The organism is Occallatibacter gabretensis (assembly GCF_001449115.1).
Lineage (GTDB): Bacteria > Acidobacteriota > Terriglobia > Terriglobales > Acidobacteriaceae > Telmatobacter > Telmatobacter gabretensis.
In genome coordinates, this window is record NZ_LAIJ01000006.1 from 1 (window position 1) to 25,406 (window position 25,406).

Below are 25,406 nucleotides of genomic sequence, written 5' to 3' on the forward strand. Positions count from 1 at the left end.
ATCCCACCGCGACGGCGAATCCCCATACGACGGCGCCTTCGCCGCTCCCTGTCCGTTCAACGCATACGGCGCTAGAGATAGCACCGCCAGCGCCAAAACTCGGCTTACTGTCCTCTTCATTTGTGAGTGCATCCGTTTTTCCTCCGCAATCAAACTCAACTGCTTTTTTTATTTGTGTTTCAGACCCGGGTCAAGTGCCCAAGCTACTCGTAATGCGACACCGCCGAAGTTACCCTCACACGATCATTCGCCTGAAACGGCCAGTAAACCGTCACACGTACGGTATCACAATACTGCACCGCTAAAGCACATTTTTTCAACGATGCGGCACATGCCCCACCGCTATGAATCATCCTGATCATCCCCGAATCATGCCCTGGACGGTACTTCGGTTACTTGATTCGGTTCTGCCGAGATTGCTGTTGAAATACTTTGCTCCAGCGCCAGACAATCACTGAAGGTTAAGCGTCTTGCGCAAACTGTGCGGCTCCCGCTGAATCTTCTCCTGCAGCAAGGTGATGGCATACATCAACTGCTCAGGCCGGGGCGGACAGCCGGGAACATAAACATCTACGGGGATGATCTGATTCACGCCCTGGACAAGCGCGTAATTATTGAATACACCCCCTGAAGTGGCACAAGCGCCCATGGAAATAACCCACTTGGGCTCGGGCATCTGGTCGTACAGGCGCCGAATGACCGGGGCCATCTTCTGCGAGACGCGGCCGGCGATGACCATGAGATCAGACTGACGAGGCGACGGGCGAAATACCTCTGCGCCGAAACGCGCAATATCAAAGCGTGAAGCGCCCATGGACATCATTTCAATGGCGCAGCAGGCAAGACCGAAGGTCATGGGCCAGACTGAACTTTTGCGAACCCAATTCACGGCGAAATCGAGAGTGGTGAAAAACACGCCCTCGGGCTGCTCAAAGCCATAATTCACTTCGCGAAGCTTGGCGCGGTTTAGCGCGCTACTTTCCAAACTGCCGAAGAGGTAGCGATCGCGCTCCAGAGATGCCGTCATGCTTCCAATATACCTTTGTTATTTACCCAGAGCCAGCGCTAAGTTGAGCGAAGCCGAGCGGTTAGAACCCCAAATCCTACGATGCTGGAGAAGTGGAAGGGGATGTATCCGTGCAGTTCGAGACCGGATACGGACAGTAAATTTAATGCGCCGGCGAAGTGAGCGGGCAGGGTGCGGAAACTGCGGTCCACCCGGCGGGGGCGCGCCAGCCCGGCGGCGGCCATAGTGCCAGAGTGAAGCGCATCCAGAGAAGCGCGCCTCGCGGGGTTGGCTGGCCACCGATCGGAGCCACCGCTTGATACGGAGTGCGCGCAGCGGCAATTGCCCAGTTCTGCGCGTAGGAGGCGGGGTCAGCAATACCGGGGACCGCACGAGCGTCAACGATGCGCAACTCGCCCTGCGAGGCGGAATGGATGAGATCGAGCAGGCTTGCTGAGGTCTTTGGATCAGCAGCGCCATGCGATGAAAGATACAACTGCTGCCCGGCATGAAAGGCCAGAGGATCCAGGAGGAAGCGGAAGGTTCGGGGGTTCCAGCCGATGGCGTCCTGGGCGCGAAGGCCGTAGGTAGTAGCGATTTCGCGTTCGTTGAGCGAGCCGTAAGGTGGCGTGGCAAGGAAGACCGCATCCGGAAAACCGGCGGGTTCGATGCGGTCCCCTGGGGTTCGATTCAGGACGATGTCCCAGCCGGAGTATTTGTCGCCGGGCTGAACGGGAACCAAACGCAAGACCCAGCCCTGACCCAGCGGCGCGGACCACGCCTGTCCGGAAGAAACTTCGCCCTGGATGGTGATTTTAGAGCAGGCTGTGGGAAGCGCCTGAACCGGAGGCGATGCCAGCCCGGAGAGCAGGAATGCAGATAGGCAGGCGGAGACGATGGACGCGATTCGCCGTACATGTAGGATTGCGTTGATCATGCTCCCTGGTGAATCCTTCTTTCGCCCAATCTGACAAATCCTTGTTCTATTCTTATGCCTTATCCGGCAAGCTTGAATCAGTTCCACAAAGATGAGCGCCTGCCATCCTTTCGCTGTGCGCTATGATCAGTTCCAAACCTTTTCAGTTTCTTCATTCTCATATACAGGAAACAGATAACCATGCATTGTTGGCGTAGATTTCTCGCACTGCTTGTCTTTCTGGGATTGCCTGCGCTTGGTCTGGCTCAGGCGGCCGGCTCAGGCGGAGCGCAATCCACACAGGCTCAAATCAACGCACTGAATACGGCGGTTGCCAACGCGCAGAGCGCGGGTGATAACGCCTGGATGCTCACCTCAGCGGCACTGGTGCTGATGATGACCGGGCCCGGACTGGCGCTGTTCTACGGCGGGCTGGTGCGGAAGAAGAACATTCTCGGCACGATGATGCAGAGCTTCGCCATGATGGGGCTGGTGACAATCCTGTGGGCGGTTGTGGGCTACTCGCTGGCCTTTGGGCATGGGAACTGGTTTGTGGGCGGCTTTGAGCACCTGTTTCTGAACAATGTTCCGCTGACGCCTTCGCTTGAGAAGGTGTATCCGCAGACGATTCCAGAGCAGACATACATGGTGTACCAGCTGATGTTTGCCATTATCACGCCGGCGCTGATTACGGGCGCGTTTGCGGAGAGGATGAAGTTCAGCGGCATGGCGGTGTTTCTCTCGCTGTGGTCGCTGGTGGTGTATTGCCCGATGGCGCACATGGTTTGGGGCGCGGGCGGGCTGCTGAATGCGAACGGAGGTAGGATTCCGAGCCTGGATTTTGCGGGCGGGACGGTGGTGCATATTACTTCGGGCGTATCCGCTCTGATTACGGCGCTGTACCTGGGCAAGCGCATCGGGTATCCAAAGACCGCGATGCCTCCACACTCGCTGGTGCTGAGCTTTATTGGCGCGTGCCTGCTGTGGGTGGGCTGGTTTGGATTTAACGCGGGTTCGGCAACGAATGCGGGTTCGCTGGCGACGAGCGCGTTTATCAATACGCATTTTGCGGCGGCGGCGGCGGCGCTGGGCTGGAGCGTCTTCGAATGGTTCCACAACGGCAAACCGACGGCCCTGGGCGCAATTTCAGGCGCGGTGGCGGGGTTGGTGGCGATTACGCCGGCCTCCGGCTATGTACAGCCGATGTCTGCGCTGGCAATCGGCCTGATCGCGGGATTCTTCTGCTCCTTCATGGTGTTGATCATCAAGGGCAAGCTGGGATATGACGACTCGCTGGACGCTTTTGGCGTGCATGGCATGGGCGGAACGCTGGGCGCGCTGCTGACGGGTGTGTTTGCAGTGGCCGTGATCAACCCGGCGTTTGGCAACGATGCCTCAGGCAAGCCGCTGGCGCTCGGCGTTCTTGACGGGCACTGGTCTCAGCTGGGCAACCAGGCAGCCGGTGCAGGAATTGCGTGGCTGATTTCGCTGATTGGAACTCCGATTCTGCTGTTTGTTGTCGATAAGACAATCGGGCTGCGGGTTTCCGCAGACGATGAGAATGAGGGGCTGGATCTCTCGCAACACGGTGAAGAGGGTTATGACTTCACTTCGTGAAATAGAAGCGGGGTTCACTGAAGAGGTACGCCGGGCGGACGCGTACACCGCCCGGCCTGATAGGCTAAGGAGCCGGAGCAGTTCTAGAACTGAGGCATTGCACACATGGTGAAGATTGAAGCGATTCTCCAGCCTTCCAAGCTGGATGCAGTAAAGGATGCGCTGCTGGAAGCAGGCATCGAGGGAATGACGATTCTGGAAGCCCGTGGGCATGGGCGGCAAAAGGGTCACACGGAGTTTTATCGCGGCCGCGAGTACACGGTTGATTTGTTGCCGAAGGTGAAGATCGAGATGGTGGTGGCGGATGTCCTGAAGGACAAGGCCATTGAGGCGATTGTGGGCGCAGCTCGGACAGGGCGCATCGGCGACGGCAAGATTTTCTGCAGCAAGATCGACGACGCAATCCGTATTCGCAATGATGAGCGGGGCGAGTCGGCGCTGTAGCTATCAGAAAGTAGTTTTATCGCTGAGGAGAGGGCGCGGCAGGAATGCGCCCTTTTTATATTTCTTGAGATTGTTGATCCATTCTCGCTTTCAGGGCCTGCTTCCCTGCTCTGTTGCCTTCCATTTTCGCTTATCCTGTTAGGACAACCTTTTGCTTCGGCAAAAACCTTCGGAAGACCAACTTTCAGAGCATATGGACCCTGTCGCACTTACGGTGGACGATCTACGGGAGTTGTATCTGCGCGAGATGGCGCTGGTGCGGCAGACGTGGGAGCGCACCGGGGACGGGACTGCGGCGATCCGGCGGCGTTCGGCGATTGTGGACCGCATTCTGATCGAGATGTGGCGGAGGGCCTTTGCGGGCAATCCAGGGTACAACGTTTCTCTGCTGGCGCTGGGCGGATATGGGCGCAAGGACCTGTTTCCTTTCTCTGACATCGATGTGCTGTTTGCCTATGCGGACGAAAAGACCGAGGAGCAGGCCAGGGATGCGGTACGGGCAATTATCCAGGGGATGTGGGACATTGGTTTGCGCGCCAGTCCCGCGTCGCGGACGTTGAAAGAGGCCGGGCGGTTCGATCCTGACAACCTGGAGTTCACGCTGGCGACACTGGACCGGAGATTTCTGGCCGGGCAGTTCCCTCTTTACCAACAGTTGCACCAGACGGTGCTGCCCGGACTGGTGCTGAGCGAGTGGAACCAGATTACGCAGAAGCTGGGTGAGATTGCGCGCGCGCGCCATGCCAAGTTCGGGAACACGATCTTTCACCTGGAGCCGAATGTGAAGGATTGTCCAGGCGGATTGCGGGATTATCACCTGGCAGTCTGGTTTGCGCTGCTGTTTCACCTGAAAGAGACGCGAGAGTGGCCCAAGCAGCGCGGGGGAGTCTTCCAGAGCGCGCGCGGCGATGCTGAGGCGGCGTTTGATTTTCTGGCCGCTGCCCGATGTTTTCTGCATTTCCGTCATGGACGTGACAACAATGCGCTGGACTGGCAATCGCAGGATGAGGCTGCAGCACAATCGATTGGCCTGGAGACTCGCGGAACAGCCGACCCGGCATACTGGATGCGAACTTACTATCGTCATGCGCGGGTGATTTACCGCCGTGCGGCGCTGCTGATGGAAAACCTGCCGGCGCCAGTGAGCTTCTACAAACAGTTCCGCAGGCGACGCAGCCCGATTGCGGGAACAGAGTTCATTCTCGACCAGGGACGCATCGATATTCTTCCCGGCGCGCAGTTCAAGGACGCAGCTTCGATCCTCCGCATCTTCTCCCTGATGGCCACACATGGATACACGCTTTCGCAGGCGTCAGAAGACTGCATCACGGACTCACTTCCGGCGCTGGCGATTCACATTCCAGAGGGGCCATATCTGTGGAATGCGCTGCGGGAGGTGCTGTTGGGACCACACGCGGCACACACGCTACGAACGATGCATGCGCTGGGCATCCTGGAGATGCTGATTCCGGAGTTTCATGGCATTGATGCGCTGGTGATCCGCGACAGCTATCACCGCTACACGGTGGATGAACATACCTTCCTGACAATCAATAATGTTCACGGACTGCGGCAGCCGGCGCATGATTACGAGCAGCGGCTGGGTCAACTGCTGCCTGAGATTGACCGGCTTGATCTGTTCCTGCTGGCGCTGTTGCTACATGACACCGGCAAGGGGCGGCGTACGGGCGAGCACACGATGCAGAGCGTGGAACTAGCGGACAGCTTTCTCGCGAGGCTGGATTTTGATAACGAAGAGCGCGAGACCGTACTCAAGCTCATCGGACAGCATCTGGAGATGTCGAACGCGCTGCGGCGCGATATTTTCGACACGGAGAATGTACGGGCATTCGCAGAGAAGATGGGCAGCCCCACGCTGCTGAAGATGATGACGCTGCTGACATACGCGGACATCAAGGCTGTGAATCCGGAGGCGCTAACGCCATGGAAGGCTGAGAACCTGTGGCAGCTCTACATGACAACGGCCAACTTTATGGACCGCAGTGTGGATGAGACGCGATACCACGCGGCGGTCGACCCGACCTTGCAGAACCGCTTGCGATCGATGGTTCAGCCGGCACAGTACGCTGCACTGGGACAGTTTCTCGAAGGGCTTCCGCAGCGGTACCTGCAGACGAGGCTGCCGGAGTATATTCGCAACCACTTCCAGCTATCTCTGAACCTGAATACGGATCCGGTGCAATTGGATCTGCGGCCACTGCGACAGTTGTTTGACCTGACGGTGGTTTCGCGGGACCGGTCGAGGCTGTTCGCGGATGTAGCCGGAGCGCTGGCTGCCTGGGGCATGAACATTGTGAAGGCCGGCGCGTTCTCAAACGATGCAGGCGTGGTGGTAGACAGCTTTCAATTCTCGGATGTGTTTCGCACACTTGAGCTGAACCCGAGTGAGAAGAGCCGCTTTCTGCTGAATGTTCACGACGTGGTGGCGCAGAAGGTAGAAGTGGAGCAGATGCTGCGCGGGCGGCGTCAGAATCACTCGGCGGGTATCAAAGTAGAGGTGCCGACACGACTGCAGTTCGACTCGGTGTCTTCCACACACTCGACTTTGCTTCAAGTAGTGGCTCAGGATGGTCCGGGACTGCTGCGTCAGATTGCGCTTACGCTGAGCAAGCACCAGTGCAATATTGAGGCCGCGCTGATCGATACGGAAGGAGAGACGGCAATTGACGTCTTCTACCTGACGCAGAACGGCGCTAAGCTTGCCGAAGAGACACAGCAGACCCTGGCAGCCGAACTAACGGAAGCTTTAGAAGCAATGCGCACGCCCGCTACGGCTTGAGGCGACTGTGCCAAACTGGGCTCGTCCGGGTTCATCTGGGCCACGCCTGCGCGATTCAACACGGCTTTAACAATTCCAAAACATCTCGGCATCTACCATGAGGGCACAGCTGGATTGCCGAGACAGATACACGCTTATTTAAGATAAGCGCGGACGAGGTCAATGAGATCTTCAGCCAGTTCGGGCGCAATTTGCTCCTTTGCGCCGTCGGCGAGGTGGAAGCGGATATGGTTTTCGAGCACTTCTCCCATGAGGCTGTTTACGCCGCCACGGACGGCGGCCAGAAGCATAAGCTGGTCACCACAGTCACCGGCGGAGGTGAGCGAGCGCTCGATGGCGTCCATCTGTCCGCGGAGCTTGCGCACCCGCTGGACCATCTTGATGGTTTCCCGTTCCTGAGACATGAATATTTCCCTCTTGACGATACCCTCCCGGGGTATAGTATGTACGGGATGGGGGTATAGTTGCTTCGTCCTCATCCTACCCCTTCTGTCTGCTATTGCAGAGCAAATTCATTGGCTTGAAAGGCTCCTGGATGTCCTCGATGTACGTCCGATCGACATTGACGCTGTGCCTGGCAGCCGGGATGGCTGCGGCGGCGTGTGCGCAGCAGGATGCGGCGCTGCCTTCAGCGCCTGATCCGCAGGTTGCGTCCCAGGTGGCTGCAGGCCATTCGACGGTGCTGTTTAACTTTCTGCTGCCGTGGCAACAAGCGGAAGAGGGTAAGCAATCTGCAGGCGAGCCCGCTGGCGGAGATGATGCAGTGGTGACGATGTTTCCGCATCCGGAGGCGGCACGGTGGTGGCTTTCCGGGCAGGCGAACATCATTCTGCAGGGGAGACTTCCGTTTCACTCGCTGTACGAGGGGCCGAACAGCTTTCGCAATTCCGCGGAATACAAGACATCGATGGTTGGCACACTGTATGGGGCGGTACGGCCGACACACTCTGTGCGATACAACACCGACCTGATCTTCGATATGGAGTCGGCCGGCGGGCGCGGGCTGAGCGAGGCGCTGGGGCTGGCGGGATTTACGAACCTGGATGTGGTGCGAAATCCGAATCTGGGCAGCACTCCTTATATCGCGCGGTATGAGATTCACCAGGTGTTTGGGCTGACCGACAAGACCACGAGCCAGGATGCGAATTTTTTTGCGTTGGCTACTGAGGTTCCGGAGCGGCGAATTGAATTTCGTATTGGCAAGATGACGCTGCCGGATTTTTTTGACATCAACGATGCGGGGTCGGACAGCCATCTGCAGTTTATGAACTGGACGGTGGACAACAACGGCGCCTGGGACTATGCGGCGGACACGCGCGGATACACCGTGGGCGGTATGGCCGAGTACGACGATAAGAACTGGAGCTTGCGATATGGCATATTTGCGATGCCCACGGTGGCCAATGGCATTGATCTAGACTGGGCCTTCAGCCGGGCGCATGGGCAGAACAGCGAATTTGAGCTGCGGCAGAGCCTTTTGAAGGGACGCAAAGGAACGACGCGGATTTTGTTCTTTGCGAACCGGGCGCGTATGGGCACGTATCGTGAGGCTGTGCAGGCGTATCTGGACGGAATCGACCCGACGCCGAAGATTACGGCGCATGAGCATTTTGGCGCGCTGAAGTACGGGTTTGGATACAACACGCTGCAGGAGATTACGGAGAATCTGCGATTCTTCGGACGTTTCGGATGGAACGAGGGCCAGCATGAGTCTTATGCCTACACCGAAGTGGACCAGACGGTGGAAGCAGGCGCTGATTATGCGGGCAAACAGTGGCATCGAGCGAATGACAAGCTAGGCGTGGCACTTGTTTCCAATGCGATTAAAAAGGACCATCAGAATTATCTGCATTACGGCGGATTGGGATTTCTGCTGGGAGATGGAAGCCTGAATTACGGGCGAGAGACGATTGTCGAAAGCTACTACACGTGGCACCTCTGGAGAGGGCTGTTCTATTCCGTGGATGTGCAGCACATCAACAATCCCGGATATAACCGGGATCGCGGGCCGGCGTGGGTGGGATCGGCGCGGGCGCATGTGGATTTTTGAAACCGTGAACTACACCCCACAGAATCTGTGGGGGAAAATAGATGTTCGATGAACATATCCGGTTTATTTTCAGTGATATAAGATTTTTACGGGCCCACAGATTTACTGAAATCACAGATTCTGCGGGGTGTGAAAATCTGCTTTTTCTGATTTATTTCTTAAATAAGGCGTTTATTTTCAAATAGATGAAGGCGTATTTCCGCTTGAAAAAGGGTGCGAAATAGCGGCCAAAGCTGGGTTAATTCCCACTTTTTGTGCTCCTTTTCTGCGGAGGCAATCTTCCGGCAGGATCATTCGCGATAGGAAATGCGAAGGCCCGGTCGCTGAAGACCGGGCCTTTTTTGACTTCAAGATAAGCATGGCACAAATGAGGATAATTTTGTGCAAACTATTCGAATGGGATTTCGGTACAAAAGTACAGTGGACTAAAGTAACGTGGCTTTCGGCTTCGGGATGCGGCACCGCTTGAAATGCATTAGCGGTTCTGAGTTGCCGGCTGGGATTGCGAGGCGGATGCCTCCGGTAGCGCGTAGATCACCTCGCCCGGCTTGGCGTAGTGGAGCTTTTCGCGGGCTTCGTGCTCGATTTCGTCCGGGTTGGACTTGAGGCGGTCGACGCGGGTGTGAAGGCGCGCGTTCTCCTGCTGGAGATCGTCGATCTCTTTCTGCAATTGCTTGTCTTCGACGCGCTTCTGATTCCACGTGGTGAGGCCGTGCTTGCCGTTGACCACATGCCAGCCGAGGAGCAGCGCGAGACATACTGCCATCACCGAGCCGGCCGGACGCCATGCGCGCATGGCCCAATTGAGGACACGGCGCGGCAGCGGCTCCGAGGCGCGAGCGAGCGGCTCGGCGATGGGCGGGTACATATCGGCTTGTTCAGGCATGTGAGGCATCGGGTTCCGTTTACGACAAGACGAATTTTTCGGCTGCGGACTTGAGCGCTTCCATATCGGACTCGCTGCGGGCCTCAGTGTATGCGCGTACGACGGGTTCTGTGCCGGAAAGCCTGTAGCAAACCCAGGAGCCGTCGTCGAGAATCAACTTGAGGCCATCTGTGCGAACCACGCTGGCCACCTTGCGCCCGCTGAGCTCGGTTGGATCTGCCTTCAACTTCTCAGTGAAGCGGGCTTTCTGGTCGTCGGTCAAGTGGAAGTTCTCCCGAACCGGATAGAAGGAACCAACTTTGCCAAATAACTCACGTAATTGGACGCCGAGCGACTTGCCGCGGGTGGCGACCATTTCAGCCACGAGGAGATCGGCGATGATGCCGTCTTTTTCCGGCACGTGGCCGCGGATGGTGAGGCCGGCGGACTCTTCGCCTCCAATGGCGATCTTGTCCTGGAGGATGAGTTCGCCGATGTACTTGAAGCCGACCGGGGTTTCGTAGAGCTGAACCTTGTGGTGCTCGGCGATGGCGTTGATGAGATTGGTAGTAGCGACAGATTTTGCAACGCCGTTGCGCCAGCCGCGGGTCTCGACGAGGTAATCGAAGAGCAGGGCGATGATGTAGTTGGGCTGAATGAAAGTGCCGTCGCCATCCGCAATGCCGAAGCGGTCTGCGTCACCGTCGGTGGCGACGATGAGCGATGCGCCGATCTCTTTGGCTTTCTGTTTGGCGTCGCCGAGGAGATGATCGTCGGGTTCAGGCGCGTGGCCGCCGAAGAGGACGTCGCGGTAATCGTGGACGGTTTCGACGGCGACTCCGGCGTCGCGGAGGATGTCGGAAGTGTAGCCGCGGCCTGCGCCCCAGAAGGGATCGTAGACGATCTTGATGCCGGATTTGGCGATGGCTTTGAGATCGACGAGTTCTGTGAGGCGCTTTACGAAAGCGGGCTTGATATCGACGGTTTCGAAGCCGCCGGATGGTGGGTCTGCCTTGGGGATGGAAGCGCCGGTGGATTCGAGCTGGGCGATGTCGGCTTCCATCTGCTTTGTAACTTCAGGCAGGGCGGGCGCGCCGTCATGGGTGTTGAACTTGATGCCGTTGTATTCCGGCGGATTGTGCGAGGCGGTGAAGTTGATGGCGCCGGAGGTCTTGAGCGTGCGGACGGCATACGCGATGGCGGGCGTGGGAGCGGCATCCGAGATGACGATGGGCGTGACACCGGCACCGGCGAGAACATGGGCGGCCTCATCGACGAAGGTTTCGCCCAGGAAGCGCGGGTCGCGACCGACGAGCACGCGGTGCGGCGCGGGCTGCGATTTGACGTAGGATGCGATGCCAGCGACGGCGAGGCGGATGTTGGCGAAGGTAAAGTCGCCGGCAACGATAGAACGCCAGCCGGAAGTGCCGAATTTAATGACGCTCATGAATGCGTTTCCTTTCCATCCGCCGCAGCGGGGCCTGCATGAACATACTGCCTTTCTGGGGTGGGGTAGGGCAAGTAACGCGCCAGCAATGGTAACGACGTATACTCCCGCTGAGGCTAGGCATGGCTGAATCTCCAACAACTGCACGGATTGTCCTTACCACCGTGGCGAGTGCCGGCGAGGCGTCTCGCATTGGACGCATACTGGTGACTGAGCGGTTGGTGGCGTGCGCAACGGTGATTCCTTCCGTGGAGTCGATCTACGAGTGGGAGGGGAAGACGGAGCTGGCCACGGAGACGCTGATGCTGCTGAAGACGGATGCGGAGCGGATTCCTGCATTAGAAGCGCGGCTGATTACACTGCACAGCTACGAGACTCCGGAGTTTCTTGTGTTGCCGGTGGAGGCTGGAAGCACAGGGTATCTGAACTGGATGCAGAGCGTGCTGAGCGGGCGCGTGGCGGAGTAATCGCAGCCTGTGGAGGGCCGGATTTCGACGGCTTGGTCTGGTATTCTTGGCAACAGCGGAATGCTGCCGAACCTGATTTGTTTATTACAATTGCGCTTGCTTTTGCAGCTGCGCCGCAGGACGGCAAATAGAAAAGAAAGACCGCGTATTGCCTCATGCGATGGCTCATGATTGCACTCTTCGCCTCGGTAGCGGCGCTGCTCATTGCGTCAGCGGGCGTGGCACGCCATGTATGGCGCAGACATAAGCAAGCAGAGCAGACGCAGGAGCCACATTCGGCAGAAGAAGAGATTCATACGGAGGAAGGCAAATGAACAAACCCGCACCGATGCAGTGGGCTTTGAATGCGCAGGAAACGCCCGGAATCGCGGCGCTTCGTGCCGGTGGAATTGTGCTGGCCGGGACGCTCTTTGTGGCTGCGTGCGCGCATGTTTCGATTCCGCTGTTCTTCACTCCGGTGCCACTGACACTGCAGCCTTTTGCGGTGCTGGTGCTGGGCCTGCTGCTGGGGCCGCGGATGGCTTTTGCGACGCTAACGGCCTACCTGGCCGAGGGCGCGATGGGATTGCCGGTCTTTGCGCCCGGGCCGACGGGACTTTCCGGGCTGGCTCACCTTTTTGGACCAACGGGCGGCTACCTGATGGCGTATCCCGCGGCTGCGGCATTGATTGCAGTTATGTGGCGGCGCAGCAACCGTAATTTTGGATGGGGGTTGGTTTCCGCTGCTGCTGGCGACGCACTGATTCTGGCTACGGGTGCTGTTTGGCTGGCACTGTGGACGCATGGCTCCGCATCTGTTGTCTTTACGCAGGCAGTGCTGCCGTTTCTGCCGGGCGAGGCTCTGAAGATTGCTGCCGCCGCGGGTATCGGAGCGGGTGCATCCCGCATTCGCCGCGCAAACTAAGCACAGACTTGAACGCAGGGAGTTTATTCCCTGCGCTTTAGTTTCCTTTGAAAGGAAGTATTGTTTCGTGAGTTCTTCGCAGTCTGATTCCGTTGCTTCGTCCCCTGAGATTCGCACTATCTCGATTGCCCACAGCCCTGACTCCGATGACGCATTCATGTTCTACGGTCTGGCCACGAACAAGATTCGCGTGCCGGGCTACCGCTTTACGCACACGCTGACGGACATTGAGACGCTGAACCAGCGGGCGCAGAACGAGGCGTTCTACGACATCTCCGCGATCAGCTTTCATGCCTATCCTTACGTGCAGGAAAACTACACTCTGATGGGCTGCGGCGGCAGCGTGGGCGAAGGCTACGGGCCGATGATTGTGGCAAGCCGCAAGCTTGCGACGGAGGACCTGGGCAAGATCAAGATTGCTGTGCCGGGGACGCTGACGACTGCGTTTCTTGCGCTGAAGGTTTTCAATCCTGAGCTTGAGACCGAGGTTGTGCCGTTCGATCAGATCATTCCTGCAATTCAAGCGGGCAAGTATGATGCGGGGCTGATTATTCACGAAGGGCAGCTTACGTATGCGACGAGCGGCCTGTCCAAGGTGATTGACCTGGGCGTGTGGTGGCGCGAGACGACCGGGCTGGTGCTGCCGCTGGGCGGCAATGCGATTCGCCGGTCACTGGGCGCGGATGTCCACAAAATCTGCTCGCAGGCGCTGCGCGATAGCATTCAGCACGGGCTGGACCACAGAGAGCAGGCGCTGGAGTATGCGATGCAGTTTGCACGCGACCTGGACACAACGCTGGCCAGCCGCTTTGTGAGCATGTATGTGAATGAGCGCACGCTGGACTATGGAGCGGATGGACGCGAGGCGATCAAAAAGCTTCTGGAGCTGGGATACGAGCGCGGCGTGATCACGGTGAAACCGCAAGTGGACTTTGTGGATTAAGAGGGCAGATATGGTTTCGATCCAGATGGAGTACCAGGGTGATTTGCATTGCAGCGTAGTGCATGGCCCGTCAGAGACCGTGTTGAACACCGATGCTCCGAAGGACAACCAGGGGCGCGGCGAGAGCTTCTCCCCGACTGACCTGGTGGCGACGGCGCTGGGAACCTGCATACTGACCACCATGGGCATTCTGGCGCGGACGCTGAAGATCGATATTGCCGGAGCCACCGCGATCGTTGAAAAGGAAATGACCAGCGCTCCGCCGAGAAAGATTCAGCAGCTGGCGGTGAAGATTCATATGCCGCACGGGGTGAGCGAAGAGAACCGGCTGAAGCTGGAGCGCGCTGCGCATGCCTGCCCGGTGCATAAGAGCCTGCATCCGGATGTGGCGCTGCCGATTTCCTTTACGTGGGGATGAGGCATCGGCAAGTAAGACGGCTTGCGTGCTTCATAAAAGCCCAGGGCTAAAGCCCTATTTACCTTTCCGCTTGTTTTCAGAGGCCTGAAGGCTGCTCCCTCCAAAAATTAAAGGTGACTAATGTGGGAGAATCATGCCCCGTTCGTTACCGCTGTTGACCTGCTTTTCCGGCCTGAAATTCTCAACCATTTCCAATCTCAGCCGATGCAGCCATTGTTGAGGATGAGCACGATGGCTGAAGAACACCAACCTGTCTTTCTTCTTGCTTCGCAAGAGCCGGATTTGCTGAAGACGGCTGAAGCAGCGTTGCGCGTGGGCGGCGCACGCGTGGAGATTGCGCTAAGCAGCGAGGATGTTCTGGCACGCGTGGCCGCCCCAGCACCCCTCTGCCCCGTTCTGGATCTGCTGCTGCTGGACCCCCGGCTGCCTGGCGCACCTACGGACCAATTGCTGGCTGCGGCGCACACGGGAACGATGGGGATGCCGTTTCCGATTGTGCTGTATACGGACAGCGTTACGCCCGCCTGGACCGAACGGCTTGCCGACGGCGTGATTGACGATGTGATTCCTTTTGGCTGCGGGCCGGATTTTCTGCGGCTGCGCGTGGAACGGGCACTGCGATGGTTCCAGCAGAAGCGGGAGTTGGAGCAGTTGCGCGAGACGGTTGCGCTTTCAGCGGAAATAGACCCACTGACAGGCGCGCAGAACCGCGCGGCGGTGTTGGCTTCTTTGTTTCGCGAGACGGATCGCGCACAACGCATGAATACGCCGCTGAGCCTGATTCTGCTGGATGTGGATGATTTTGGGCACTGGAATCTACGGTTGGGCTTAGAGGCTTGCGACCGGCTGCTGGTGGAAGTGGCGCAGCGCACGACGCGGCTGCTGCGTACGTACGATCTGTTTGGTAGAACGGGGAAAGATGAGTTTCTGGCCGGACTTCCGGGGTGCAGTACGGTGAATGCGGTGCTGCTGGCGGAGAGGATTCGCGCGGAGGTCTTCTCTGCGCCATTTCATGCGGCGGGGCATGTGGTGCGGCTCTCGGCATGCTTTGGCGTGGCGGCGAGTGCGGGACGGTCTCCGGTGATTGTGTTGCGCGAAGCGGAAGAGGCTTTGCGGCTGGCGAAAGAAGAGGGCCCGGAGAATATTCGCTGCGCTGGAAATGACATGGAGGCGCTGGCGAGGCCAGTGACGTTTCTTTCGCCTACATCAGGCGAGGACTTACTGGCCTGGTAGGTTGGGGTGGTTAGTTGCGTGATTCGAGAGCTGATTCGAAAACGGGGGGCCGTGCTTCGCTTTCGTCCGCCTCTAGCGAGAGAAATTCCTGAAAAACATCGTTGGAGAGTAGCCGCCCGCGAGGCGTGAGGCGGATGTGGCCTTCGTCTTTGACGAGTAGGCCATCGTGCGCGAGGCGATTTGCGACTTCAAGAGCCGGGGCTACGCGAGTGCGGCCGAATTCGGCTGCTAATGCCGCGGCATCAACGCCGGAGTTCATGCGGAGACCGAGGAACCAGGCTTCTTCATGGCGGCGGTCTGGCGAGAGCCAGGCGGTTTCAGGGGATTCGGTGTCTTCGAGGTATGCCTTGAGATCGTCTGCGGTTTTGGAACGCAACGCATAGGCGGACTCGGAATCGAGGAGCATGGAAGAGGCATCAAGGCCAAGGCCGAGATATGGGCGGCGCTGCCAGTAGCGGAGATTGTGGAGCGAGGCGAGGCCGGGGCGGCTGAAGTTGGAGATTTCATATTGGGCCAGACTCGCTCCTGGGCCGGAGGCGGTTAGGCGATCGAGAGCGGTTTCATACATGCGGGCGATGGCGTCGTCGGAGGGGACGAGTTCCGCGTGATAACGCGCGCCTCCGGCAAGCATCTCGCGGCCCAGTCGCGAATCTTCATCGACTTCCAGCATGTAGATGCTGGCGTGGGGGATGCCGGTGTCGAGGAGAACAGCGAGCGATTCATCCCATGAGGCGAAGGTCTGGCCGGCGAGGCCGGCGATGAGGTCGATGTTGAGATTGGTGATGCCAGCGGAACGAAGACGCTCAAGATCGCTGAGGACTGCGGCGCGGTTGTGCAGGCGGCCGCTCGAATGCGCTTCGCGATCGATGAAGGATTGCACGCCGAGGCTGACGCGATTGACGCCGGATTCAACGAGCGCGACCAGTGTGGCATCAGCTATCTGCGCGGGAGCACACTCTACGGTGACTTCAGCATCGGCCGTGAGGTTGAATTCAACGCGGAGAGCTGCGAAAAGGCGCTCGATGAGGTGTGGCTCAAGCAGCGAGGGCGTGCCACCGCCGAGGTAGACGGTATCGACGGTGCGCGGAAGATCGACACCCATCTGCGCGGCCCAGGCATGCGATCGGCGCATGTCTTCGATGAGGCGATCGACGTAGCGGGTGTGCTCGCTGGCTGGATAGACGCCAGATGCGAAATTGCAGTAGGTGCATTTCGAGCGGCAGAACGGGATCGAGATGTAGACGCCGAGCGCGTTGTGCGGCGGTTGAGGCATACGTTGTTATTGTTTCATGGAGAGCAAGCGGCGCATGGAATCCGGTGAGTCAACAGAATGCAAGAATTCATGGCTTACCTATTTTCTTTCCGGCATCATGGAAAGAGGGCCTTTTGACATCGGCAGCCCCTCAAGGAGATCGGATTGAAGGTTTGGCCGGCACTCGGCATTGTTCTTATTCAGGCCCTTCTCTGCCTTGGTCACTGGTTGCTTTATGTGACGGCGGTAAGCTTCTGGCCACTTGGAATTGAAACGCGGTATGTGCTTGCCCTTGCGCTGGCGGTGCTTTCCTTCAGCTTTGTGGCGGCTACGCTGCCAAGCTTTCGCTGGACGAATTTGTTGGTGAAGGTTTGCTATACGCTGGCTTCCGGCTGGATGGGTATGCTGAATTTTCTGGTTTGGGCGGCGTGCTTATGCTGGCTGATGGCGCTGCCGATTCACTGGATGGATGCGGTCAATGAGGCACAGGCGCGCGCGTGGATTGCAGATGTGCTTTTGGCGCTGGCGCTGACGGCTAGTCTGTATGGCTTTGTGAATGCGCGACGGATTCGCGAGCGGAAGCTGACGATTGAGCTGCCGAATCTGCCCGATGCATGGCGCGGCCGGAAGGCGCTGATGCTAAGCGATCTGCATCTTGGGCATGTGAATGGCGCGGGCTTTGCGCGGCGCATTGCCGGTATTGCCCGGAGGCTGAACCCAGAGGTGATTTTTGTTGCGGGCGATCTTTATGATGGCTCGAAGGTAGATCCTGCAAAGCTGGCTGGGCCACTCGCTGAGATGAAGCCGCGTCTGGGGATTTATTTTTGTGCCGGGAATCACGAGGAGTTTGGCGATGAGACCGCGTACGAAACGGCACTTCGCGGGGTCGGCTTTCACGTGCTGCACAATGAGCTGACGGATGTGGATGGGGTGCAGGTGGCGGGCGTGCGCTATGCGGACACGACGTATCCGCAGCGGTTGCGCGGAATACTGGAGAAGATGAAGGTGGATCGCGGGCGCGCGGCGATTCTGCTGAACCATGTGCCAAACCGGCTTCCGCTGGTGGAGCAGGCGGGGTTCCATCTGCAGCTCTCAGGGCATACGCATGGGGGGCAGATTTTTCCGTTTACGTGGATCACGCAGCGGGCATTTGGTCGATTCACATTTGGGCTGCATGCGTTTGGCGACCTGCAGGTACTAACTTCAGTCGGGGTGGGAACGTGGGGGCCTCCGATGCGGATTGGGACTGCGCCGGAGGTGCTTCTGATTACGTTTGAGCGGGCTGTGGCTTAAGCGCGGCCCGCGAATTCGCGCGTTTCGGTGTTGACCTTGATGGATTCGCCTTCTTTGACGAAGAAGGGCACTTGAATCTCGATTCCGGTTTCGAGCTTAGCCGACTTGGTAACGGCTCCGCTGGCGGTGTTGCCGCGCACTCCGGGCTCGGTGTACTGCACCTTGAGCTCGACCTGCTGGGGTAGTTGAATGCCGATGGGATTGCCGTTGAACTTGTCGAGCTGCACGATGACGCCTTCGAGAAGGAAGCCGAGCGCGTCGCCGAGCTTGTCTGCGGAGAGCGAAATGGTCTCGAAGGTGGTCTGGTCAAGGAAGTAGGAGCCGTCGGTATCGCTGTAGAGATAGGAGGCTTCGACGGTTTCGAGGTCCGGCACCTTGAACTTTTCACCGGCCTTGAAGGTCTTGTCGAAGACGGCGCGGGTGAGCAGGTTACGCATTTTGAGACGCACGAGCGTCTGGCCGCCGCGGGCTGTGGGCGTAGAGATTTCGAAATCGAGGCACAGGAAGGGTGCGTTTTCGAACTCGAAGTACATTTTGCGCTTTACGTCGATTGCGTCGATCAGTGCTGCCATTGGTTCTGTTATCCCTCTAGGAATGATTCTTCTTCTCTATCGTAAATGGCAAATCTGCCTTAAGTTTTGTAAACGGTGTCAGATGGTTCTTGCCGGGTAAGCGGCGGGCATTGGTAGTATTGAGCGGTCAAAACAAACGTTTCAGTAAGGGGATTTTATGAAACCGTCTCGCTTCCCTGCCCGGCTGGCTGTAGTTGCCGTGGCCCTTGCCTCAGCAGGCTCGATCCTGCTATACGCGCAGCGTCCGCAGCGCCCGGCTCCGCCGAAGGGGCCGTGGATGAATACGAGCCTTTCTCCGGATGAGCGCGCCGACATGGTGTTGAAGGAGATGACGCTGGATGAGAAGATTGCGCTGCTGCACGGGGTGGGCATGCCGACGGACGATCCGGTGACGCCGGAGAATGCGCCATCGAACCGCGGCGTGGGCTATGCGGTGGGCGTGCCGAGGCTGGGGATTCCAGGCATTGACATGAGCGATGCGGCGTATGGCGTGCGGTCGAGCCAGGCGAATGGACGGTATGCAACGGCCTTGCCGGCGAACGTGGCGGCGGCGGCAAGCTGGGACGCGGATGCGGCGTATGAGTATGGCGCGCTGATTGGCCGCGAGTTGCGCGCGCAGGGATACAACATGACCCTGGGCGGCGGCACCAACCTTACGCGCGAGCCGCGCAACGGACGTACGTTTGAGTACCTGGGCGAGGATCCGATTCTGGCCGGTACATTGATTGCCAGGCTGATTGAGGGCACACAGTCGGCGCATGTGATTGGCGACATAAAGCACTATGCGTTTAACGACCAGGAAAGCGGACGCAATTCCGGGAATGTATCGATTGACAAGCGTGCGGGACATGAGTCTGACCTGCTGGCGTTTGAGATTGGCGTGACTAAGGGCCATCCGGCGGCGGTGATGTGCAGCTACAACCGCGTGAACGGCGACTTTGCTTGCGAGAACGAGTGGCTTCTGAAGGATGTGCTGAAAAAGAACTGGCAGTTTCCGGGCTTTGTGGTGTCGGACTGGGGTGGGACGCATTCGACTGAGAAGGCCTCTGCCGCTGGGCTCGATAACGAGCAGCCGGGCAAGTTCTTCTATAGCGACAAGTACAAGGCGGCTGTAGACGCGGGCCGGATTCCGATGGCGGAGCTGGATGATCATATTCACCGGATTCTGCGGTCGATGTTTGCGGCGGGCGTGATTGATTATCCGCGGCAGCGCGCAGTGGTGGACCCGTTTGCGGGCTTTGAGACTTCGCGGAAGATTGAAGAGGGCGGCATTGTGCTGCTCAAGAACAACAAAGACATATTGCCGATTGAAGGCGCGAAGGTGAAGTCGATTGCGGTGATTGGCGCGCACTCCGATGTGGGCATGATCTCCGGCGGCGGATCTGCACAGGTGGACCCGATTGGCGGCAGCGCGATTCTGCCTCCGGGACAGGGCGCGACGCACTGGCAGCAGCAGATATGGTTTCCGAGCTCGCCGCTGAAGGCGATCAAGAGCCGTGCCCCGAATGCGAATGTGACGTTTGATCCGGGTGTAGATCCGGCCGCTGCCGCGGCGGCTGCGAAGGGCGCGGATGTGGTGGTGGTCTTTGCTTACCAGTGGGAGAGCGAGGGAATGGATCTGCCTTCGCTGGCGCTGCCGAAGTACAAGAGCGGCGATAAGGAAGTGGATCAGGACGCGATCATTGACGCGGTGGCGAAGGCGAATTCCCATGTTGTGGTGGTGCTGGAGACGGGCAGCCCGGTGACCATGCCCTGGGTGGATGCGCCGGAAGCGATTGTGGAGGCGTGGTACAGCGGAAGCGATGGCGCGAGTGCGTTGGGCAATATCTTGTTCGGCTCAGTGAACCCGAGCGGCAAGCTGCCGAATACCTTCCCGAAGAGCGATGCGGACCTGCCGCATCCGACGATCTCAAAGCCAGAGAAGATACACTTTGACGGCGCGTCGACTCCTGAGATGTGGGCCAAGGGATTGCCGCCATTCCCCATCAACTATGACGAAGGGCTGAAGGTGGGCTACAAGTGGTATGACGCAGAGAAGAAGCCGGTGCTGTTTCCGTTTGGCTATGGGCTCTCGTATACGACCTATGGCTACTCCGATCTGGATGTGAAGACGGGCGATACGGTGACGGTGACCTTCAAGCTGGAAAACAAAGGAAAGCGTGATGGCGCGGAGATTGCGGAGATTTATGCCGAGCTGCCGGACAGCGCACAGGAGCCTCCGAAGCGGCTGGTGGGCTTTACGAAGGTGAAGCTGGGATCGAAGGAGAAGAAGACTGTCACGGTGGAGATTGATCGCAAGTATCTTTCGATCTGGGATGAGTCGAAGGATGCGTGGTCGCTGGTTCCGGGGAAATACACCTTCCTGGTGGGTGGATCGAGCGATAAGCTGCCGGAGAAGAAGACTGTCAGCCTGCAGTAGATTGCTGGACGAAAAGAACCCGTATCTGCGGAGCGATGTTGGCTTGGCAGGTACGGGTTTTTTTCTTTGTTTTGGATGAGATTATTTCAAGATCAGATATGCGCTAGGCTGAATTTGATTTCACTCCTCTGAGGCGCACTTCCTTGAACAACTCCGCTTCTTCCTACGTGCCTGGCGCACGTCTTTCAGGTCCCCGCTTTCATGGCCTCGATACGCTGCGAAGCATGGCGATTTTTGCTGTCATTATTTTCCATCTGCTGGATTTCGGTGGCGATAATACCTTGCCTGCGTGGCTTGAGCCGATTGCCCAGTATGGTTGGATTGGCGTGGACCTGTTTTTTGTGCTGAGCGGGTACCTGATTGGGTCGCAGTTGCTGAAGCCCTATGCGAAGGGCGAGCGGCCGGGATTGTGGGAGTTCTATCGCAATCGGCTCTTCAGGATTCTGCCGGCGTATCTGCTGGTGCTGGCGGCGTATTACTGGGTGCCGAAGTGGCCTGAGTTCGATGGCATGGCTTCGCCGTGGAGGTACCTGACCTTTACCTTCAACCTATCTTTGCCTAATTCCAAAGCATGGGTCTTCTCGCATGTGTGGAGCTTGTGTGTTGAAGAGCATTTTTACCTGCTGCTACCACTGATTGTGCTGGTGCTGATGAAGAAACCTTCTTTGCGCAAGACTGCGGTGGTGACTGCGGGCGTGCTGCTGTTTGGCATTGCTGTTCGAAGCTACTTTCTCTTTCATGTGCTGCAGCCGGCGGATCGTGTAGGCGAATCGTGGGGCAGGCTGTACATGGCGCACATCTATTACCCGACTTACAGCCGGCTGGATGGGCTGCTGATGGGAGTGGTGCTGGCCGCGGTAAAGATTTTTCGGCCTGAGTGGTGGCAGAGGATTGCGCGGCATGGTCATGCACTAACATTGGCGGCTGTGGGGCTTGTGGCTCTTGCCTTGTGGTTGACGCATGACCGCTATGCTTCAGCGACTGGAGTGGCAGCGGTTGGAGATATTGTCGGATTTCCGATTCTTGCGCTTGGCCTTGCGTGCCTTGTTGCTTCATCGATCAGTGAGAACGGGCTGCTGGGCCGGTGGAAGATTCCTGGCGCGCGGCTGATTGCTACTCTGGCCTTCACGGTTTATCTGACCAGCAAGGCGCTGATTCATGTTGTGGATTTGTGTTTTCCACACCTGCATGAGGCGAGCATGTGGGGACGACTGGCGGTGTATGCGGCTTTCTGCCTGATTACTGCGGGGGCGCTGCACCTGTGCGTGGAGCGGCCGTTTTTGTGGTTGCGGGATAGGGGCGTGCGGGCGAAAGCGCACTTGATGGAAGCGGTTCAGTAAGAATATAAGTGATTGATTATTGTAGTTGCCAACGGCTTAAGGTATTTACCATTTAAATAATGGAACGTGGTTACCAAATAAATAAAAAAAATATGCACATTGGCCATATAAAGCATTTATTTGTATTGCCTTACGAGCATTTTTTGGTGTGCCCCGGTGTGTTCGCCTTTTCTGCGCCCGCGTGATCTGTGCAGAAAGAAAACGGCCCGATTCCTGTGGCGGAATCGGGCCGTTTTCTCTGCTGATTATGAGTAAAGCACAAACGGGGTTAATTCTACGCAAACTTTCTGATGGAATTTTTTGGGCTCGCAATCCGGGAAAGAACCCGAGGCTAAAGCCTCTTAAAATTGAGCCCGTAATCCGGGGCCTGAAGGCCCCGGCTCTCTCCGGAAAACAATCTCCGATTCATCAGAAGCTGTCTAGCGAGGGACGGCTTGTGTTCCAGTGATTTTGAACTCTTTTAAGAGGACGCTTTGCGCTGCGTCGCCATCCGGTTGGCTGCTGCCGAGGTAGATTTTGTATTCGCCGGGTGAGACGGCGCGATTGCCCGTTGCATCGACTTGTGAGAGGGTGCGGGGGTCGAGGTGGAAGGTGAGGTGTCTTGTTTCGCCGGGGGTGAGATGGATGCGCTGGAAGCCTGCCAATGCGTGACGCGGTGAGAGATCGGTTTTGGGTGGGGCGAGGTAGAGCTCGGCTACTTCATCGCCGGCGGATGCACCCGAGTTAGTCACGTCGGCTTCGACGGTGAGTGTGTCTGCTGCATGAAGGGATGCATTGGACAGGCCAAGATGCGTGTAGGTGAAGGTGGTGTAGCTGAGGCCGTCGCCGAAGGCATAGAGGGGCTTGCCGGTGAAGTAACGGTAGGTGCGGTTGGCCATGGAGTAGTTGTCGAAGGGCGGGAGCTGATCGACGCCGGTGTAGAAGGTAACGGGCAGGCGGCCTGAGGGGTTGTTTTTGCCGCTGAGGGTTTCCGCGATGGCCTGGCCGCCGGACTGACCGGGATACCACGCGTCAACAATGGCGCGGGCGTTCTGCTGTGCCCAGTTGACGGCGAGTGCGCTGCCGTTGAGTAGCACGACAACGATAGGCTTGCCGGTTTTGGCGACGGCTTCCAGAAGCTGCTGCTGGACGTCGGGGAGTTCGAGGTCGGTGCGGTCGCCGCCGGAGAAGCCCTTGGCGTTGACGCGCATCTCTTCGCCTTCGAGGCGCGGGGTTAGGCCGACGAAGGCTACTATTACATCGGCTTTGTTTGCGGCGGCAATGGCTTGGCTCTGGAGCAGTTGCTGCGAGGGCTCCCACTCGAAGGCGATCATGCTGCCCTGGATTTTGCCGGTCTGCGAATACTCGATTTTGATGGCGTGGGGCGCGGTGTCGGCGAATGGAATGGCGAAGCGCTGGATGCCGCCGAAGTTGCGGCCGCTGGGTGGGAGCTTGCCCATGGCGTCTGTGGGCGGAGCGGTGGGGTCGAGCTTTTTTCCGTCGAGATAGAAGGCGTAGGTGAGTTTGCCGTCGCAGGCTCCGCAGCGTGGCAGGCGAAGCTGAAGATTGTATGTGCCGGGCTGCGGCATGGCGATGGTTCCGGTCCAGCGGACGGCAAAGGCCTGGGTGGTGGTGTCGGTGGGTTCGACGGGGTTGGAGGAGTTCCAGTCGAAGTCGATTTCCTTGTCAATACGGGTAAAGACAGGGCGGGTGAAGGCGGGAGCACCGTCGAAGCCGGGGTGGGCGAAGTATTCGGCGGTGAGGCCTTCGGCGTTCGATGTGGTGCGGAGCAGGGTGCGCGGGATGGGCATTTCGCCGCCTGCAACATAGGGCGAGCCCTGGGCGTACACGATGTGGTCCGCGCCGAACTCGGATGCGATGCCGTCAATGGGCAGGATGGGATGGACGGGGATGGCGTTGTAGTTGCCTTCAAGACCGATGAGCGATGCGGCGAGTGGACCGATGACGGCTATGGTTTTTGTGCCGGGTTTGAGTGGAAGAGTGTGCGCGTCGTTCTTGAGCAAGACTATGGATTCGCGGGCCGCGCGGAGGGCGAGGGCTGCGTTCTCCGGTGAGTTGACGATGGAGAATGGGATGGATGAAAACCGGACTTGTGCGGGTGGATCGAACATGCCTAGCTCTATGCGCGCGGTGAAGAGGCGCTTGAGGGTGATGTCGAGCTGGGCTTCTGTGATGCGGTGGTTACGGACGGCGGCGGTGAGCGATTTGTAGGCGCTGCCGCAGTCGAGGTCGGTTCCGGCGAGGATGCCGGCGGCGGAGCCTGCTTCGTTGTCTGCGGAGTAGTGATGGCCGTGGGGCTGGCTGAAGTCGTCGATGGCGTCGCAGTCGGAGGTGACGTAGCCTTGAAAGCCCCAGTCGCCGCGGAGTATATCGCCAAGGAGCATTTTGCTGGCGCAGGCGGGGTCTTTATCGACGCGGTTATAAGCGCACATGATGGAGTCGGCTTTGCCTTCAGTGATTGTTGCCCGGAAGGCGGGCAGGTAGGTGTCCCAGAGATCGTGCTCGCTGGGATCGACGTTGGCTTCGTGGCGCGTGGACTCGGGACCGGAGTGGACTGCATAGTGCTTGGGCGTGGCGATGGCTCGGAAGTATTTGGGATCGTCGCCCTGGATGCCTTTGACGAAGGCGGTGCCGAGACGGGCGGTGAGGAATGGGTCTTCGCCGTAGGTCTCCTGGCCGCGGCCCCAGCGGGGATCGCGGAAGATGTTGATGTTGGGCGACCAGATGGTGAGGCCGTAGTAGCGGTCGTGGTTGTCGTGGGCGAGTGCGTCGTTGTATTTGGCGCGGGCTTCAGTGGAGACGACTGTGCCGATCTGCTCGACGAAAGGCGCGTCCCATGTGGCGGCGTTGCCGATGGCCTGCGGGAACATGGTGGCGAAGCCGGAGCGGGCGATGCCGTGGAGGCCCTCGTTCCACCAGTTGTAGGCGGGGATGTCGAGGCGTGGGATGGCTGCCGCGCGGTCGATGGTTTGACTGACTTTTTCTTCGAGGGTGAGGCGGGAGACGAGGTCATCTACGCGGGTGGAGATGGGGAGGGATGGGTTGCGGAAGGGCATGCGGGCTGCTGCGGCTTGTTGCTCGGGGGTTGGCCTGGGCTGGGTGGGCGCGGCGCTGTTTGTTACGCCGAGATACGTTGGAGGCGGTGTGGCTTGTTGCGCGCTGATTGCGTTGCAGGCGAAGGTTGCGAGGATTGCTGCTGCGAATACAAGGCGCATGAAGAAGACTCCGGATTATCAGCGGATGGCGAAGCATATTCACTGTATCTTGGCGGAGCGGGTGGCGTAAAAAACATCCCGCAGGGGCTAAAGCCCCGTCGTTTATTTACGGCTTTTGCGGCACGACTGAAGCCGTGCCCTGTTACGAAGCTCAAGGTTAGCTGGTTGCTATCCCACTCATGCGCGAAAAGGCTGCGCATGAATG

21 protein-coding genes are annotated in these 25,406 nt (G+C 58.4%); 13 read left to right on the top strand and 8 right to left on the bottom strand.

Features of this window, described 5'->3' with window-relative positions; all coding sequences use genetic code 11:
* Positions 1 to 451: 451 nt before the first annotated feature.
* On the bottom strand, positions 452 to 1,027 hold the full coding sequence (locus VO84_RS04660) for an NADH-quinone oxidoreductase subunit B (protein WP_058186133.1): 576 nt from the start codon (positions 1,025 to 1,027) through the stop codon (positions 452 to 454).
* Positions 1,028 to 1,169: 142 nt separating this feature from the next.
* Positions 1,170 to 1,943 (bottom strand): hypothetical protein, encoded by a 774-nt coding sequence (locus VO84_RS04665; protein ID WP_058186134.1) that lies wholly within the window; start codon positions 1,941 to 1,943, stop codon positions 1,170 to 1,172.
* Positions 1,944 to 2,123: 180 nt separating this feature from the next.
* Between VO84_RS04665 and VO84_RS04670 the strand changes: the two genes are divergently transcribed.
* The 3 genes from VO84_RS04670 to VO84_RS04680 all read left to right on the top strand — a co-directional run bounded on the left by VO84_RS04670 (position 2,124) and on the right by VO84_RS04680 (position 6,783).
* On the top strand, positions 2,124 to 3,539 hold the full coding sequence (locus VO84_RS04670) for an ammonium transporter (RefSeq protein WP_058186135.1): 1,416 nt from the start codon (positions 2,124 to 2,126) through the stop codon (positions 3,537 to 3,539).
* Positions 3,540 to 3,644: 105 nt separating this feature from the next.
* Complete coding sequence (locus VO84_RS04675; protein ID WP_058186136.1) at positions 3,645 to 3,983, top strand: P-II family nitrogen regulator; 339 nt, start codon at positions 3,645 to 3,647, stop codon at positions 3,981 to 3,983.
* Positions 3,984 to 4,176: 193 nt separating this feature from the next.
* Complete coding sequence (locus VO84_RS04680; protein WP_058186137.1) at positions 4,177 to 6,783, top strand: [protein-PII] uridylyltransferase family protein; 2,607 nt, start codon at positions 4,177 to 4,179, stop codon at positions 6,781 to 6,783.
* 134 nt (positions 6,784 to 6,917) lie between these two features.
* On the opposite strand, the gene VO84_RS04685 is transcribed toward VO84_RS04680, so the two are convergent.
* Positions 6,918 to 7,187 carry a metal/formaldehyde-sensitive transcriptional repressor gene (locus VO84_RS04685; RefSeq protein ID WP_058186138.1) on the bottom strand — a complete coding sequence of 90 codons (270 nt, stop codon included), beginning with the start codon at positions 7,185 to 7,187 and terminating at the stop codon, positions 6,918 to 6,920.
* Positions 7,188 to 7,327: 140 nt separating this feature from the next.
* On the opposite strand from VO84_RS04685, the gene VO84_RS04690 reads away from it, so the two are divergent.
* Complete coding sequence (locus tag VO84_RS04690) at positions 7,328 to 8,833, top strand: carbohydrate porin (RefSeq protein WP_058186180.1); 1,506 nt, start codon at positions 7,328 to 7,330, stop codon at positions 8,831 to 8,833.
* Positions 8,834 to 9,308: 475 nt separating this feature from the next.
* Here the strand turns inward: VO84_RS04690 and VO84_RS04695 are convergent, their stop codons facing one another.
* Both VO84_RS04695 and VO84_RS04700 read right to left on the bottom strand, forming a co-directional pair.
* Complete coding sequence (locus tag VO84_RS04695) at positions 9,309 to 9,719, bottom strand: FtsB family cell division protein (protein WP_231737783.1); 411 nt, start codon at positions 9,717 to 9,719, stop codon at positions 9,309 to 9,311.
* 19 nt (positions 9,720 to 9,738) lie between these two features.
* Entirely contained in the window at positions 9,739 to 11,145 is a 1,407-nt protein-coding gene (locus VO84_RS04700) for a phosphoglucomutase/phosphomannomutase family protein (RefSeq protein ID WP_058186139.1), read from the bottom strand.
* Between the two features lie 122 nt (positions 11,146 to 11,267).
* On the opposite strand from VO84_RS04700, the gene cutA reads away from it, so the two are divergent.
* The 6 genes from cutA to VO84_RS04725 all read left to right on the top strand — a co-directional run bounded on the left by cutA (position 11,268) and on the right by VO84_RS04725 (position 15,110).
* Complete coding sequence (cutA, locus tag VO84_RS04705) at positions 11,268 to 11,612, top strand: divalent-cation tolerance protein CutA (protein WP_058186140.1); 345 nt, start codon at positions 11,268 to 11,270, stop codon at positions 11,610 to 11,612.
* A 167-nt stretch (positions 11,613 to 11,779) separates the two neighbouring features.
* A complete protein-coding gene (locus VO84_RS22395) occupies positions 11,780 to 11,926 on the top strand; it encodes a hypothetical protein (protein WP_157439723.1) in 147 nt (48 codons plus the stop codon).
* Entirely contained in the window at positions 11,923 to 12,516 is a 594-nt protein-coding gene (locus VO84_RS04710; protein WP_058186141.1) for a biotin transporter BioY, read from the top strand. The genes VO84_RS22395 and VO84_RS04710 overlap by 4 nt, the downstream gene beginning before the upstream one ends.
* Before the next feature lie 67 nt (positions 12,517 to 12,583).
* Entirely contained in the window at positions 12,584 to 13,459 is an 876-nt protein-coding gene (locus tag VO84_RS04715) for an MqnA/MqnD/SBP family protein (protein WP_058186142.1), read from the top strand.
* A 10-nt stretch (positions 13,460 to 13,469) separates the two neighbouring features.
* Positions 13,470 to 13,877 carry an OsmC family protein gene (locus VO84_RS04720; protein WP_058186143.1) on the top strand — a complete coding sequence of 136 codons (408 nt, stop codon included), beginning with the start codon at positions 13,470 to 13,472 and terminating at the stop codon, positions 13,875 to 13,877.
* A gap of 231 nt (positions 13,878 to 14,108) precedes the next feature.
* The gene (locus VO84_RS04725) at positions 14,109 to 15,110 is read left to right on the top strand and encodes a GGDEF domain-containing protein (RefSeq protein ID WP_197413893.1); all 1,002 of its coding nucleotides are present in this window, start codon (positions 14,109 to 14,111) and stop codon (positions 15,108 to 15,110) included.
* A gap of 10 nt (positions 15,111 to 15,120) precedes the next feature.
* On the opposite strand, the gene hemW is transcribed toward VO84_RS04725, so the two are convergent.
* Complete coding sequence (gene hemW / locus VO84_RS04730) at positions 15,121 to 16,383, bottom strand: radical SAM family heme chaperone HemW (RefSeq protein ID WP_058186145.1); 1,263 nt, start codon at positions 16,381 to 16,383, stop codon at positions 15,121 to 15,123.
* 144 nt (positions 16,384 to 16,527) lie between these two features.
* On the opposite strand from hemW, the gene VO84_RS04735 reads away from it, so the two are divergent.
* Positions 16,528 to 17,655 carry a metallophosphoesterase gene (locus VO84_RS04735; protein ID WP_058186146.1) on the top strand — a complete coding sequence of 376 codons (1,128 nt, stop codon included), beginning with the start codon at positions 16,528 to 16,530 and terminating at the stop codon, positions 17,653 to 17,655.
* Here the strand turns inward: VO84_RS04735 and efp are convergent.
* Positions 17,652 to 18,227, bottom strand: coding sequence for an elongation factor P (gene efp / locus VO84_RS04740; RefSeq protein WP_058186147.1), 576 nt, complete (start codon positions 18,225 to 18,227; stop codon positions 17,652 to 17,654). The two genes, VO84_RS04735 and efp, sit on opposite strands and share 4 nt — an antisense overlap.
* A gap of 157 nt (positions 18,228 to 18,384) precedes the next feature.
* Between efp and VO84_RS04745 the strand changes: the two genes are divergently transcribed.
* Together VO84_RS04745 and VO84_RS04750 are read left to right on the top strand one after the other, a co-directional pair.
* On the top strand, positions 18,385 to 20,646 hold the full coding sequence (locus tag VO84_RS04745; protein ID WP_058186148.1) for a beta-glucosidase: 2,262 nt from the start codon (positions 18,385 to 18,387) through the stop codon (positions 20,644 to 20,646).
* A 167-nt stretch (positions 20,647 to 20,813) separates the two neighbouring features.
* On the top strand, positions 20,814 to 21,986 hold the full coding sequence (locus tag VO84_RS04750) for an acyltransferase family protein (RefSeq protein WP_269431403.1): 1,173 nt from the start codon (positions 20,814 to 20,816) through the stop codon (positions 21,984 to 21,986).
* Positions 21,987 to 22,405: 419 nt separating this feature from the next.
* On the opposite strand, the gene VO84_RS04755 is transcribed toward VO84_RS04750, so the two are convergent.
* The gene (locus tag VO84_RS04755) at positions 22,406 to 25,201 is read right to left on the bottom strand and encodes a glycoside hydrolase family 3 C-terminal domain-containing protein (protein WP_058186150.1); all 2,796 of its coding nucleotides are present in this window, start codon (positions 25,199 to 25,201) and stop codon (positions 22,406 to 22,408) included.
* Between the last annotated feature and the right edge of the window lie 205 nt (positions 25,202 to 25,406).